9 protein-coding genes are annotated in these 14,824 nt (G+C 72.2%); 1 reads left to right on the plus strand and 8 read right to left on the minus strand.

Annotated features, from left to right (window positions below; genetic code table 11):
* Nucleotides 1–65: 65 nt before the first annotated feature.
* The 4 genes from ACTWJ9_RS08825 to nsdA form a co-directional block, all read right to left on the minus strand.
* Nucleotides 66–2,507, minus strand: coding sequence for a [protein-PII] uridylyltransferase (locus ACTWJ9_RS08825; protein WP_443295548.1), 2,442 nt, complete (start codon nt 2,505–2,507; stop codon nt 66–68).
* A 28-nt stretch (nt 2,508–2,535) separates the two neighbouring features.
* Nucleotides 2,536–2,874, minus strand: coding sequence for a P-II family nitrogen regulator (locus ACTWJ9_RS08830; protein WP_202276222.1), 339 nt, complete (start codon nt 2,872–2,874; stop codon nt 2,536–2,538).
* Nucleotides 2,871–4,211, minus strand: coding sequence for an ammonium transporter (locus ACTWJ9_RS08835; protein WP_279333666.1), 1,341 nt, complete (start codon nt 4,209–4,211; stop codon nt 2,871–2,873). The genes ACTWJ9_RS08830 and ACTWJ9_RS08835 overlap by 4 nt, the downstream gene beginning before the upstream one ends.
* A gap of 457 nt (nt 4,212–4,668) precedes the next feature.
* Nucleotides 4,669–6,162: a transcriptional repressor NsdA gene (gene nsdA / locus ACTWJ9_RS08840; protein ID WP_443295549.1), complete on the minus strand. Its 1,494-nt coding sequence runs from the start codon at nt 6,160–6,162 to the stop codon at nt 4,669–4,671.
* A gap of 444 nt (nt 6,163–6,606) precedes the next feature.
* Here nsdA and ACTWJ9_RS08845 point away from each other — a divergent pair, with 444 nt between their 5' ends.
* Nucleotides 6,607–7,272, plus strand: coding sequence for a bifunctional DNA primase/polymerase (locus tag ACTWJ9_RS08845; RefSeq protein WP_279333669.1), 666 nt, complete (start codon nt 6,607–6,609; stop codon nt 7,270–7,272).
* A gap of 135 nt (nt 7,273–7,407) precedes the next feature.
* On the opposite strand, the gene ftsY is transcribed toward ACTWJ9_RS08845, so the two are convergent.
* The 4 genes from ftsY to ACTWJ9_RS08865 form a co-directional block, all read right to left on the minus strand.
* On the minus strand, nt 7,408–8,607 hold the full coding sequence (gene ftsY / locus ACTWJ9_RS08850) for a signal recognition particle-docking protein FtsY (RefSeq protein ID WP_279333671.1): 1,200 nt from the start codon (nt 8,605–8,607) through the stop codon (nt 7,408–7,410).
* Nucleotides 8,608–8,882: 275 nt separating this feature from the next.
* On the minus strand, nt 8,883–10,301 hold the full coding sequence (locus ACTWJ9_RS08855; protein ID WP_279333672.1) for a sugar porter family MFS transporter: 1,419 nt from the start codon (nt 10,299–10,301) through the stop codon (nt 8,883–8,885).
* Between the two features lie 209 nt (nt 10,302–10,510).
* Nucleotides 10,511–14,134 (minus strand): chromosome segregation protein SMC, encoded by a 3,624-nt coding sequence (smc, locus tag ACTWJ9_RS08860; RefSeq protein ID WP_443295550.1) that lies wholly within the window; start codon nt 14,132–14,134, stop codon nt 10,511–10,513.
* Between the two features lie 271 nt (nt 14,135–14,405).
* Nucleotides 14,406–14,609: a hypothetical protein gene (locus ACTWJ9_RS08865; protein ID WP_279333674.1), complete on the minus strand. Its 204-nt coding sequence runs from the start codon at nt 14,607–14,609 to the stop codon at nt 14,406–14,408.
* Nucleotides 14,610–14,824 lie beyond the last annotated feature (215 nt).

Raw genomic sequence — 14,824 nt, forward strand, 5'->3', positions numbered from 1 at the left:
ACCCATCGGACCATCCCCGCGTCGGCGGGGAGCACATCCGGTGAACGCATGACCTGACCAGAAGGTCACGCCCGCAACGTCTCCTCCAGCTTCCGGGCCACGGCCACCGCCTCCTCGCCGGGCAGGGGCGTGCCCTCCGGGCAGGTCACGTAGAAAGCGTCCACCGCGTTCGCCCCCAGCGTGCTCGCGTGCGCGCTACGCACCCGTACCCCCGTGTCCTCCAGCGCCCGCCCGATCCGGAACAGCAGTCCGGGGGCGTCCTGCGCCCGGACCTCGATCACCGTGGCGTGCCGGGAGGCGGCCGGGGCGACCGTCACCCGGGCCGGGGGCGCGACCACGCCCCGCCGCCTCGGGTACGCGGCGTCCCGTTCGGCGAGCCGGCCGGCGATGTCGAGGGTGCCGTCCAGGGCCCGGACCAGGTCGGCGCGGAGCCGGGTGGCCTGGGGCAGGGAGCCGTACTCGGCGGCGACCCGCCAGTCCAGCAGCAGCACCGAGCCGTCGACACCGGCCGGGAGGTCCAGCGCCCGCAGCTCCGCGGTCCGTACGGTCAGCCGGTGCAGGGCGAGCACCCCGGCCACCGCGGGCAGCACGCCCTCCTGGTCGGGCACGGCGATGCGCAGTTCCACGCCCAGCGGTTCGGGGTCGCCGGAGGGCTCGGTGGGCGGTTCGGTCCGGGCCCGCAGGGACAGCACCGGCCCGCCCGTGGCGACCGCCTCGACGGCGAGGCGTTCCTGTTCCGCGGTGGGCGTGGTCTCCTCGGGGCCGGCCGAGAGGTCCCCGGACAGCACGGCGGCGACCCGTTCCGCGAGGTCGGCGACGAGTGAGGCGCGCCAGGACGACCAGGCGGCGGGTCCGGTGGCGAGGGCGTCCGCCTCGGTGAGGGCGTGCAGCAGTTCGAGAGTGCTCCGGGAGCCGACGGCCTCGGCGACCGCGCGCACGGCGGCCGGGTCCTCCAGATCGCGCCGGGTGGCGGTCTCGACGAGCAGCAGGTGGTGGCGTACGAGGGCGGCGATCACCGTGACGTCGTGCTGGTCGAAGCCGATGCGGGCGGCCACGTCCCTGGCGATGACCTCGCCGCCCGTCGCGTGGTCGCCGGGCCACCCCTTGCCGATGTCGTGCAGCAGCGCGGCGACCAGGAGCAGGTCGGGCCGGTGCACGCGTCGGGTGAACTCGGAGGCGCGGACGGCGGTCTCGATGAGGTGCCGGTCCACGGTCCACAGGTGCACGGCGTTGCGCTGGGGGCGGCAGCGGACCCGTTCCCAGTCCGGGAGCAGGCTGTCGACCAGGCCCTCCGCCTCCAGCGCCTCCCAGACCTGGACCGTGGGCCGGCCGGAGCCCAGCAGGGTCACCAGCTGTTCCCGCGCCTCGGCGGGCCAGGGGATGGGCAGGGGGTGCGCGGTGGCCGCCATGCGCCGTACGGCGTGCAGGGAGAGCGGCAGCCCGGCCTGGGCGGCGGCGGCCGCGGCGCGCAGCGGGAGCACGGGGTCGCGTTCGGGGCGTGCGGTGCGGGCGAGCACCACCTCGCCGTCCTGTTCCACGACCCCTTCGGCCAGCGGGGACCGCTCGGGCGCCGCTTTCCCGCCGCCCAGGAGGGCGCGCAGTCTGGGCCGTACCGCGCGGGAGCGCAGCACGCGCGCCACTTCGCGCCAGGTGACGTCACTGGCGTACGCGATGACGCGCGCGGCCTCGTAGACCTGCCGCAGCAGCACGTCCGCGTCGAGCATGCCGAGTTCGGCCGCGACCTGGTCCTGTTCCTGCAGCGCGAGCCGGTCGGTGGCGCGCCCGGTGGCCAGGTGCAGGGCGTCCCGTACGTCGAGGAGGCGGCGGCGGGCGTCGGCCAGGCCCTCGCGCGGGGCGTCGGCGAGCCAGGAGGCGGCGACGGCGCGCAGGGCGGTGGCGTCGCGGAGCCCGCCGTGGGCCTCCTTGAGGTCGGGTTCCAGGAGGTACTGCAACTCACCTGTGCGTTGGGCGCGTTCGGCGCACAGCTCCTGGAGGGCGGGGAGCCGCTTCGGTGCCTGGTTGCGCCAGTCGGCGAGCACCGCCGTGCGCAGTGCGGTGGTGAGGCCGAGGTCGCCGGCGATGTGCCGGGCGTCCAGCAGGCCGAGCTGGACCTTCAGGTCCTCGCCCGCGGTCCTGCGGGCCCCGGCCGGGGTGCGGACGGAGTGGTCGAGGTCCAGGCCCAGGTCCCAGACGGGGTACCAGAGGCGGTCGGCGAGGGCGGTGACCGCCTCGGGGTCGCCGCCGTCGTGCAGCAGGAGCAGGTCGAGGTCGCTGCGCGGGGAGAGTTCCGCGCGCCCGTAGCCGCCCACGGCGACCAGGGAGACCCCGCGCGCCCCCTGGGCACCCGCCGCGAAGAGCCCGGCGAGCCAGTCGTCCGTGAGGTGCGCGAGGGCGGCGCGGCGCGGCGGCCCGGACCGCGTCTCCCCGGTGAGGAGGTGCAGCCGGGCCGCCGCGTAGCCGCCGGGCCCCGAGTCCTTCGTCCCGTCGTCCGTGCCCGTCCCCGTCATCCGGTGGCTCCTGTTCCGTTCGCCCTGCTCAGAGCGCGTCCGGGCCGCGTTCACCGGTGCGGACCCGGACGGCGGTCCCGACCGGGACCGACCAGACCTTGCCGTCGCCGATCTTGCCGGTGCGGGCCGCCTTGACGATCACGTCGATGAGCTGTTCGGCGTCCTCGTCCTCGACCAGCACCTCGATGCGGATCTTGGGCACCAGGTCGACGGTGTACTCGGCACCGCGGTAGACCTCGGTGTGGCCGCGCTGGCGGCCGTAGCCGCTGGCCTCGGTGACGGTCAGGCCGTGCACCCCGAAGGTCTGCAGGGCCTCCTTGATCTCGTCGAGCCGGTGCGGCTTGACGACGGCGGTGATGAGCTTCACGCGTCCACCTTCTTGTTCTCGGCCGGGGCGAGGGGCGCCTGGGCGGCGTTGCGGGCGGCACCGCCGCCGGCGCCGCTGAAGTCGTACGCGGTCTCGGCGTGTTCGGCCCGGTCGATGCCGGCCACCTCGTCGTCCTCGGAGACGCGCATGCCGATCGTCCGGTCCAGGAGGAGGGCGAGGACCGCGGAGACGACCAGGGAGTAGGCGAGGACGCCGAAGACTCCGGCGCACTGCTTCCAGAACTGGTCGAGGCCGCCGCCGTAGAAGAGTCCCTGGACGTCCGACTGGCCCTTGCCGCTGGCGAGGAGGCCGACGAGCAGGGAGCCGATGACGCCGCCGACCAGGTGGACGCCGACGACGTCCAGGGAGTCGTCGTAGCCGAACCGGTACTTCAGGCCGACGGCCATGGCGCACAGCACACCGGCGACGGCGCCGACCGCGATCGCGCCGAGCGGGGAGACCGCGCCGCCGGCCGGTGTGATGGCGACCAGACCCGAGACCGCGCCGGAGGCGGCGCCCAGCGTGGTGAACGCGCCGTGGCGGATCTTCTCGTAGGCGAGCCAGCCGAGTACGGCGGCGGCGGTGGCGACCTGGGTGTTGACGAACATCAGCGCGCCGACGCCGTCGTCGTTGCCGAGCCAGGAGCCGGCGTTGAAGCCGAACCAGCCGAACCACAGCAGCGCGGCGCCGAGCATGACCAGCGGCAGGCTGTGCGGACGCATCGGGTCCTTCTTGAAGCCGATGCGCTTGCCGATCACCAGGATCACGCCGAGGGCGGCGGCACCGGCGTTGATGTGGACGGCCGTCCCGCCGGCGAAGTCGATGACGCCCAGTTCGAAGGCCCAGCCGCCGGCGCCCCAGACCCAGTGGGCGACCGGGAAGTAGACGAGGGTGGCCCACAGGGTGATGAACAGCGCCCACGCGGTGAACTTCACGCGGTCCGCGAGCGCTCCGCTGATCAGGGCGGGGGTGAGGACGGCGAACATCAGCTGGAAGACCAGGAAGACGAGGACGGGGATGGTGTAGCCGTCCCAGAGTTCGGTCAGGCCGATGCCGGTCAGGCCGATCCAGTCGGAGTTCCAGCCGATGACGCCGCCGGAGTCGGTGCCGAACGCCATGGAGAAGCCGTACAGCACCCACAGGACGGTGACGATCCCCAGGCTGATGAAGCTCATCATCAGCATGTTCAGGGTGCTCTTGACGCGGACCATGCCTCCGTAGAAGAAGGCCAGGCCCGGGGTCATGAGCATCACCAGGGCGGAGCAGATGAGCATGAACCCTGTGTTGGCGGCAGAGAGCGTGGGCGTCTCCGCGGCAAGGGTGATGGCTGCTGCCATCGGCGTCTCCTCGTCGTCGGTACGGCCCCGTGCGGGTGGAACCCGAGCGGGTCGTGAGGGGCGGGCCGGTTCTGCGCCACGAGACTCGCGCAGCGCCGTTTCGGTGGAGGCCCCTCGCTGTTTCGCCGCCGTGACGAAGGCACCCGGTGTGTTACGGACCGATGAACCGCCGGATCCGGGGAGTGCCGGTCCTGGCCGTGACCCGGTCTTCGCCACAGGGCACCGCAACCATCAATTGAGCAACCCCGACGGCGAGCACCACATCCGCGAGAGCGGCGCCGGTTTAGGCGCAAAGGGGGGTACCGACCGCGGCGGGCCTTCCGATGACCTGGCATGGGGGAGCCGAGTCGGGCAGTTCGGGAGGGCCGGCCGCGGCCGGGGTCTGGGGTTTTCCCGGAGGTCCCTGCGGTCCTTCGGGGGTTCCTGGCGGGTTTTAGGGGTCAGACCGCTTCGGGGGTCAGACCGCTTCGGCGGTCTCCGGCAACTCGATGGCGAGCCGCTCGGTGAGGTCGACGACCTCGGCGAGGTCGCCGAAGTCACGGACGGCCGTGTCGACCGTCTTTCGGATACGTGTGTTGACCCGCTCGGAGCGGACCTTCTTGGCCGCTCCGATGGCCTCGGTGGCGAGGACCGCGCCCCGCTCGGGCTCACGCTGCAGGAGGTGCACGGTGGCCATGCCGATCAGGTTGAGCGCGTACGACCGCTGGTAGTCGGCGCGCTCCTGGGCGAACAGCTCCACGGCCCGCTCCATCAGCGGCTCGGCGAGGGAGGCGTACGTGGGGCTGCGGCCAGCGACGTAGGCGAGGTCGCGGAAGGAGTGGGAGTTCTCGCCGTACAGCTCGGCCTCGGAGAAGAAGCGGATCCAGTCGGGGTCCGGTTCGTCCCACTCGCCGACCTCGGCGAAGGTGTCCTCGGCCATCCTGACCGCGCGCTTGCACCGGCCGGGCTGGCCCATGTTGGCGTAGGCGCGGGCCTCCATCGCGTACAGCATCGACTGGGTGCGCGGGCTCGCGCAGTCACGGCTGCCGTACTGCGCGAGGTGGATGAGTTCCAGGGCGTCCTCGGGCCGGCCGAGGTGGATCATCTGACGGCTCAGGTTCGACAGGATGTACGAGCCCAGCGGCCGGTCCCCCGCCTCCTTGGCCGCGTGCAGGGCGAGCACGAGGTACTTCTGCGCGGTGGGCTGGAGCCCGACGTCGTACGACATCCAGCCGGCCAGTTCGGCGAGTTCGGCGGCGACCTTGAACAGCCGCCGCCGGATCGGGTCGGGCTGGGGTTCCTGGAGCAGGTCCGTCACCTCGTGCAGCTGCCCGACGACGGCCTTGCGGCGCAGGCCGCCGCCGCACTGGGCGTCCCACTGCCGGAACATCACGGTGGTGGTCTCCAGCAGGTCCAGCTCCGGCTGGGACAGCCGGCCGCGGGTGTGCCCCGGGACGGCCGGCTCCGACTCCGGACGGGGCTGGGCGGCGGACGGTGTGGGGACGAGCCAGCGCTGCATGGGCTCGATGAGGGACGGGCCCGCGGAGAGGGCCAGCGAGCTCCCGAGGAAGCCGCGCCGCGCGAGCATGAGGTCGCTGCGCGAGAACTCGCTGAGCAGGGCCACGGTCTGCGGGCCCGTCCAGGGCAGGTCGACGCCGGTCGCGGAGGGCGAGGGCCGGCTGGTGCGCAGCCCCAGGTCCTCGACGGACACCACGACGCCGAAGCGCTCGGAGAACAGCTCGGACAGGATGCGCGGGATGGGCTCGCGCGGGTTCTCGCCGTCCAGCCAGCGGCGCACCCGCGAGGTGTCGGTGGAGATGTGGTTGGCGCCCAGTTGGCGGGCTCTGCGGTTGACCTGGCGGGCGAGTTCGCCCTTGGACCAGCCGCTGCGGAGGAACCACGAGGTGAGCAGCTCGTTCGGACGCTTCTCCGTACCCGCAGCGCTCGTCCCGCCACCGCCGTTGCCGCTCACTGGAACGCCCCCATCCCTGAAACCACTCGCCGCTGAGTGCGCCAAGCCCTATCAGAATGCCGGTTGCCGGGGCCGCCGTCCGGCGGATGCCACCCACCGAACGGAAAGCCGAGTTGCCTCCGGCATACCCGTGTGTGCATGTGCCCCAAGAAGCCGTGCACACAACGTAGCGCTACGATCACCCGTCCAGCCATGGCGAACCGGTAATCGCCACCATTCGCCACCCCATCGAATGAACTCACGGTGGCCGACTCACGATTCACTTGACACAGGGCGGCCGCAGTGGATGCGGCGATGCACTCGGGAGCGCGGGCCACCCCGCACACCACCCCGGGTGCTTCCGGGCGCCGACTCGGGTCGCGCGGCACGGGGAAGTCGAGAACAGAGAGTCACGCGTCGCGCCCGCTGCGTAACCACCGGTGCGTCGGACCCGTTGGAGGGGGCATGGGCTTCACGATCGGCATCAGCCGGGGCATCCGCGACATCCGGTCCGGCTCACGCCGCCGGGGCCGCGCGTCGGACGGCACCGTGGTGGCGGAGTACACCGGGCTCTGGGGCTGGGACGTGGTGCCGGGCGCCCGCGCCGCGGCCGGCGCCTGCTCCTGCGGCCGGGCGGGATGCCGGGCCCCGGGGGCGCATCCGCTCGACCTCGCCCCGGAGATCCCCGCCGGGGCTCCGCTGGACGACGTGACGGAGATCTGGGCCGGTTACCCGGGTGCCGCGATGATGCTGCCGGTCGGGCGGGCGTTCGACGTGATCGAGGTGGCCGAGCCCGCCGGGTGCCGCGCCCTGGCCCGGCTGGAGCGCATGGGCCTGCCCGTCGGCCCGGTCGCCGCCACCCCGGACGGCCGGGCCCAGTTCTTCGTCGCCCCCGGCGCCGCCGCCGCGCTCCCCGAGCTGCTCTACCGCATGGGCTGGGACGACCCGGCCGCCCTCGATCTGCGCGGCCTCGGCCCCGGTACGCACATCACGGCACCGGCCTCGGACCGGGGCGGCCTCGGCCCGGTGCGCTGGCTGCGCTCCCCCGCCCTCGACTCGGTTCCCCGCCCGCCCGAGGCCCGTCTGGTCCTGGGCACGCTGGCGTACGTCGTGCACCGGTCGCAGGCGTAGACACCGGGGCCGGGGCCGCAGGTACGGGCCCCGAAGCCGTACGCGGGGTGGCACGGCGAAGCGCCCGTTTCCGGCTTTCCGGAAGCGGGCGCTTCTTCGCGTCGGTGCGGATGCCGTCCGGCGGCCGCCTCGGGGTCACTCCCCGATGAGCGCGTCCACGAACGCCTCGGGCTCGAACGGTGCCAGGTCGTCCGCGCCCTCGCCGAGACCGATCAGCTTGACCGGGACGCCCAGTTCGCGCTGGACGGCGATCACGATGCCGCCCTTGGCCGTTCCGTCCAGCTTGGTGAGCACGATGCCGGTGATGTCGACGACCTCGGCGAAGACCCGGGCCTGGACCAGGCCGTTCTGACCGGTGGTGGCGTCGAGCACGAGCAGCACCTCGTCCAGCGGGGCCTGCTTCTCCACGACCCGCTTGACCTTGCCGAGCTCGTCCATCAGGCCGGTCTTGGTGTGCAGTCGGCCGGCGGTGTCGATGAGCACGACGCCCGCACCCATCTCCTTGCCCTCCTTGACCGCGTCGAACGCGACGGAGGCCGGGTCGCCGCCCTCCGGGCCGCGCACGGTGTGGGCACCGACGCGCTCGCCCCAGGTCTGGAGCTGGTCGGCGGCGGCGGCGCGGAACGTGTCCGCGGCGCCGAGGACGACGGTGTTGCCGTCGGCGACCAGCACACGGGCGAGCTTGCCGGTGGTGGTGGTCTTGCCGGTGCCGTTGACCCCCACGACCATCACGACGCCCGGACCACCGGTCTCGGTCTCGGTGCGCACGATGCGGTCCATCGTGGGATCGACCAGGGTGATCAGCTCCTCGCGGAGCAGCCCGCGCAGTTCGACGGGGGTGCGGGTGCCGAGCACCTTCACGCGCTCACGCAGCCGCTCGACCAGCTCCTGGGTGGGCCGCACGCCGACATCGGCGGTGAGCAGGGTGTCCTCGACCTCCTCCCAGGTGTCCTCGTCGAGGTGCTCTCGGGAGAGCAGGACGAGCAGGCCCTTGCCCAGGGCGTTCTGTGAACGGGAGAGACGGGCTCGCAGCCGGACGAGACGGCCGGCGGTGGGCTCCGGGATCTCGATCGCGGGAGCCTCGGCGAGCGGCTCCTCGACGACGACCGGGGCGGAGCCGTCCGGAAGATCAACCTCCTCGATGGTGCGCCGCGGTTCCTCCCGCGGCGTCTCGGCCTCGTCGCCGACGTGCGGCTCGGCCGGGGGGGCGGTGATGTCGGGCGTGGTGGGCGGCGGCGGGGGCGGCTGCTTCTTGCGGCGGCTGCCGACGATGAGCCCGCCGAGCACACCGAACACGACCACGGCGATGACTACAGCAAGGATGACGATGTCCATAACGGGTCCAGTATCAGTCATGGGCGGCCCGGTCCAGCCGATGTCGGCCCCCGCAGAACGGTCCGTGCCGTCCCGGGCCGTCGGCCCGGTGGCCGGCGGCCGGCGACGCACCGGTCAGGACGTGCGGCACACGGTACGGACACACCACCGCCCCGGCCCGGACGGTCGTCCGGAGCGGGGCGGCGATGTACGAGGAGAGGGGCAGCGGGGACTTGAACCCCTCTCCTCGGGCTCGGGCGGGACGGGTCCGTGGACCGTCGGTCCCGCGGGCGCGGTCAGCCCATTTCCTCCAGGGCCTTGCCCTTCGTCTCCTTGACGAACTTCAGGACGAACGGGATGGAGAGCGCCGCGAAGAACGTGTAGATCATGTAGGTGGTCGACAGGTTCCACTCGGCCAGCGACGGGAAGCTCGCGGTGATGGCCCAGTTGGCGATCCACTGCGCGGCGGCGGCCACGCCCAGCGCGGCGGCGCGGATCCGGTTCGGGAACATCTCGCCGAGCATGACCCAGACGACCACACCCCACGACAGGGCGAAGAAGAGCACGAACATGTGGGCGGCGACCAGCGCGACCCAGCCCTGGGTGGCGGGCAGCTTGCCGTCGACGAGGTCGAAGGAGAACGCCCAGGCCTCCAGCGCGAGGCCGATCACCATGCCGGAGGAGCCGATGATCGCGAGCGGCCTGCGGCCGATGCGGTCGACGAAGATCATCGCGATGACGGTGCCGACGATGTTGATGATCGACGTGGTGAAGGAGTAGAAGAACGAGTCCGCCGGGTCGACGCCGACCGACTGCCACAGCGTCGCCGAGTAGTAGAACGCGACGTTGATGCCGACGAACTGCTGGAAGACCGACAGGCCGATACCGACCCAGACGATCGGCTTGAAGAAGAAGCTGCCGCCGAGGAGGTCCTTGAAGCGGGACTTCTCCTCGCTGTGCATCGCCGTCTCGATCTCGCGGACGCGGGTGTCCAGGTCGACGTTCTTGCCCTCGACCTCTTCGAGGATCTTCCGGGCGCGCTCGTGCTTGCCGACCGAGATCAGGTAGCGGGGGGACTCGGGGATGGCGAAGGAGAGCAGTCCGTACAGCACGGCCGGGACGACCATGACGCCGAGCATCAGCTGCCAGGCCTCCAGGCCCAGCAGCTTGCCGCGCTGGTCGCCGCCGGCGGCGTTCAGGATGCCCCAGTTGACCAGCTGCGACACGGCGATGCCGACGACGATCGCGGCCTGCTGGAAGGAGCCGAGCCGGCCGCGGTAGGCGGGCGGGGCGACCTCGGCGATGTAGGCCGGGCCGATCACCGAGGCCATACCGATGGCGACACCGCCGACGATCCGCCAGAAGGCGAGGTCGTAGAGGGAGAAGGGAACGGCGGAACCGATGGCGCTGACGGTGAACAGGACCGCGGCGATCTGCATGACCCGGATGCGGCCGACACGGTCGGCTATGCGGCCGGCGGTCGCGGCACCGATGGCACAGCCGATCAGCGCGACGGCGATGACCTGGGCGAGCGTGGCCGAGCCGATGTCGTAGCGGTCCCGGATGGCCTCGACGGCGCCGTTGATCACGGAGCTGTCGTAACCGAAGAGGAAGCCGCCCATGGCAGCTGCCGCTGTGATGAAGATGACGTGCCCGAGATGCTCGGGGTGAGCCGTCCCGGCTCCTGACGTCTGTGCCTGCGCTGGGCTGGTCACGTGTAACTCCTCGGGCCACCGGCAACATCACCGGATGGGGGGTCAGCCCTTCGAGGTCCACCTGAAGGTACCTGAAGGTAAAAGCAACATGGCGAAGACTATGCGTTCAAGTTCTGAAGTCAACAGAGGGTTATGAAACAGATGCCGACAGATTCACGTGAAGCTGGCTTCAAGAGTCGAAGGTACGCACGCGGGACGCAGATGGACGATCATGAATGCGTACAGGGTGCGCCGGCCTGGCGGAGGCGCTGGCTGATGACCTTGGAGACGCCGTCGCCCTGCATGGAGACGCCGTAGAGCGCGTCGGCGACCTCCATCGTGCGCTTCTGGTGGGTGATCACGATCAGCTGCGATGCCTCCTGCAGTTCCCGCATGAGGCCGATCAGCCGTTGGAGGTTGGTGTCGTCGAGAGCGGCCTCGACCTCGTCCATGACGTAGAACGGACTCGGCCGCGCCTTGAAGATCGACACCAGCAGCGCCACGGCGGTCAGGGACCGCTCACCGCCCGAGAGCAGCGACAGCCGTTTGACCTTCTTGCCCGGCGGACGCGCCTCGACGTCCACGCCCGTGGTGAGCATGTTGTCGGGGTCGGTCAGCACCAGCCGCCCCTCACCGCCCGGGAACAGCCGGGAGAAGACGCCCTCGAACTCCCGGGCCGTGTCCCGGTAGGCCTCGCTGAAGACCTGCTCGACGCGCTCGTCGACCTCCTTGACGACCTGGAGCAGATCCGCGCGGGTCTTCTTCAGGTCCTCCAGCTGCTCGCCGAGGAACTGGTGGCGTTCCTCCAGTGCCGAGAACTCCTCCAGCGCGAGCGGGTTCACCTTGCCGAGCTGCTGGTAGGCCCGCTCGGCGGCCTTCAACCGCTTCTCCTGCTCCGCCCGTACGAAGGGGCGAGGCGCGTTGCGCGGGTGCTCGGGGTCGTCCGGGAGGTCCTCCCCGGCGGCGGGGGGCGAGGGCGGCACCAGTCGGTGCGGTCCGTACTCCGCCACCAGCCCGGCCGGTTCGACACCCAGTTCCTCCAACGCCTTGGTCTCCAGCTGCTCCACCCGCAGCCGCTTCTCGGCGCCGAGTACCTCGCCCCGGTGAACTGAATCCGTCAACTTGTCGAGTTCCGCCTTGAGATCGCGTCCCTCGGTGCGTGCCCGGGCGAGCTCCTGCTCGCTGCGGGCCTTCGCGGCCTCGGCGGCGGTGCGCTCCTCCTCGGCGCGCGCGAGGGACACCTCGACGTGCGCGAGCAACTGCCGGGCGCCGCCCGCGACGGCCTCGGCGACGGCTGCCTCGTGCCGCAGCCGGGCCCGCCGCTGCTCGACGCGCGCGCGTGCCTCGCGTTCCGCGCGGGCGGCCCGGTCGAGGGAGTCGGCCCGCCCCGCGAGCCCCTTGACCCGCTCCTCGTGCGTACGCACCTGGAGCCGGGCCTCCATCTCGGTCTGGCGGGCGTTGGCCCCGTCGGCGGCGAGCCGGTCCCGCACGGAGGAGTCGGGCTCCTCTCCCTCCCCGAAGGGGACGCTCTCCTCGGCGACGGCGAGCCGTTCGGCGAGTTCCTCCACATCGGTGAGCGCCTTGTCCAGGGAGTCCTGCGCCCTGGCGGCCGCGGCGGCGGAGCGCTCGGCCTCCCCGGCCGCACCCCGTGCCTGCCCGGCGAGCCGGCCCAGTTGCTGGGCGACGGAGGACTTCTCCCGGTCGGCGGCCCGGCGCCGCTCCCCCAGCTCCTCGACGAGGGCCGCGCACCGGCCGCGCTCCTCGGCCGCCGTGTGCTGGGCCAGGGTCAGCTCCTCGCACCGCACGCCGAGCTCTTCCAGCTCGGCTGCGGCCTCGTCCACGGAGGCCCGCACCTCGAGCAGGCTCGGGGCTCCCGCCGAGCCGCCGTGCGCGAAGTGCGCGCCCAGCAGGTCCCCCTCGGCGGTCACGGCGGTCAGCTCGGGCCGCGCGTGCACCAGTTCCTCGGCGTCCTCCAGGGTGCCGACGACGACGACGTCCCGCAGCAACCGGCGCACGGCGGGCAGGAGTTCGGCGGGTCCGCGCACCAGGTCGGCGGCGTACGGGGGGCGGTCGGGAGCATTCGCGGGCTGCTCGTGCGGTGCGTCGGCGGGTGCTTCTCGCGGTCCGTCGTCGAAGGCGCCGGTGAGCAGCAGGGTGGCGCGGCCCGCTTCCTGTTTGCGCAGCAGGCGGATCGCGTCGGCGGCGGTGGCGGGGCCGGTGACGGCGAGGGCGTCGGCGGCGGCCCCGAGGGCGGCGGCGAGGGCGGCCTCGTGACCCGGGGGCACGGTGAGCAGTTCGGCGGCGGGGCCGAGCAGTCCGGCGAGCCGGTCCCGCGCCGCGAGCAGCGCGCCGGTGCCGTCCTTGCGGCGCAGGCCGAGAGCGAGGGCATCGTGGCGGGCCCGGGTCGCGGCGCGCTCGCGTTCGACGGCGGTGACCGCCTCGCGGGCGGCGGTGAGGGCGGCCTCGGCCCCGGCGAGCCGCTGTGCGGCCTCCGTGTGCCGTCCGGCGAGTTCCGCGTCGCCGGCGTCGAGGCCGTCGACCTCGGCCTGCAGGGCCTCGTACTCCTCCTGGGCGGCGACGGCCCGTTCCTGGGCCTCGTCGCGGGCCGCGGCCAGGCGCTCGATCTCGGCCTGGGCCGCCGCGGCACGCGAACGGGCCGCGCCCACCTGGCCCGTGAGCCGGGCTAGCCCCTCGCGCCGGTCGGCGAGGGCACGTGCGGCGTCCTTCAGCCGCCGTTCCTCCAGGGCGAGCTCGCGTTCCAGCTCGGCGCGGTGCGCGACCGTGTTCTCCAGGGCGTGTTCGGCGGCCTCGAGGGCGGCCTCCAGCTCGGCCTCCTGCTCGCGGACGCGGGCGGCCTCACGCTCCATATCCTCCGGGTCGCGTCCGCGGCGCTCCTCGGGCGGCGCGGAGGTGGCGCTCTTCACCCGTGCTTCGGCCAGCGAGACGGTGCCGCGCACCCGTTCGGCGAGCTGGGAGAGCTCGTACCAGGTCTGCTGGGCGCCGTGCAGACGCGGAGTGAGCCGGCGCACCTCGTCCTCGAGGGCCGCCTCCCGCTGGAGCGCCGTGCGCAGTTCCTGCTCGGCGGCGCCCTTGCGCTCCTTGAGGGTGGCCTCGTCGGCGATCTCCGCCGCGACCGCGTCGCGCAGCCGCACGAGGTCGTCGGCGAGGAGGCGCAGGCGGACGTCGCGCAGGTCGGCCTGGATGACGGCGGCCCTTCTGGCGACCGCGGCCTGTCGGCCGAGGGGCTTGAGCTGGCGGCGCAGTTCGTCGGTGAGGTCCTGTACGCGCGCGAGGTTGGCCTGCATCGCGTCCAGCTTGCGCAGCGCCTTCTCCTTGCGCTTGCGGTGTTTGAGGACACCGGCCGCCTCCTCGATGAAGGCGCGGCGGCCCATCGGGTCGGCGTGCAGCACGGAGTCCAGTTGGCCCTGACCGACGATGACGTGCATCTCCCGGCCGATGCCGGAGTCGGAGAGCAGTTCCTGGATGTCGAGGAGGCGGCAGGTGTCGCCGTTGATCTGGTACTCGCTGCCGCCGTTGCGGAACATGATCCGCGTGATGGTGACCTCGGCGTACTCGATGGGAAGGGCCCCGTCGGCGTTGTCGATGGTCAGCGACACCTCGGCGCGGCCGAGCGGCGGGCGGCCGGTGGTGCCGGCGAAGATGACGTCCTCCATCTTGCCGCCGCGCAGCGACTTGGCACCCTGCTCTCCCATGACCCAGCTGAGCGCGTCCACGACATTGGACTTGCCCGAGCCGTTGGGACCGACGACGCACGTGATGCCCGGTTCGAACCGGAGCGTGGTCGCCGAGGCGAAGGACTTGAAGCCTCGGAGGGTCAGGGCCTTGAGATGCACGTGGCCGGACTTTACCTGTCCGGGATGTCCCACTCCATGAACCGGCGGTTTCACAGGTGAACGCGCAGGGCACACCAAACGTTAAAGACGGTGAAAGGATGCGCGAGTCAAGGAACCGGGGGGAACCGGGCGGCGCAGGGGGTGCCAGGGGGACGCAGGCAGGGGGAGGCAAGAAAGAAGGGACGCCGGGGCGTCCCTTGCACTTCTGACGACGTGGCGGTGGTGACGGGCGAACCGACCGCTGCCCTGCCGGGGTGGAGCGGTACAGCGATCAGGTCAGCGCAGGCTCCGCCTGGTGTGCGTCAACGCTCTCCATGATCCTGTCCTGAGAAGCGGCAGCCGCGAGCTCGTCGTTCTCCGCCTGGATCCGTACGAGTTCGGATTCCAGGTCCTGGACGCGCCGCTGAAGCCGTCGCATCTCGGCGAGGAGTCGAGGGTCGGAGCCGCCGACGTAACCGAGAAGCGCCTTTGCCATGATGGATGGTCCTCCACAATGCGTGACCGACCTGTGCGGTGTGGGTCGTGAGGGATGAGCACCCGCGATGCTTGGCAGACCTGGAGTTGTGCTGCCGTTCAGCCATGCCAAACAGCTAAGGTGCGCGGGGCTTTCAGCGTCTCACCAAAAAGTTTGACGGTCAACACGATCACGCCCCGTATCGGCGGATGGCCGAGCGTGCACGGCCGTCGGGC

This window comes from Streptomyces sp. GDS52 (assembly GCF_052246875.1).
Lineage (GTDB): Bacteria > Actinomycetota > Actinomycetes > Streptomycetales > Streptomycetaceae > Streptomyces > Streptomyces cathayae.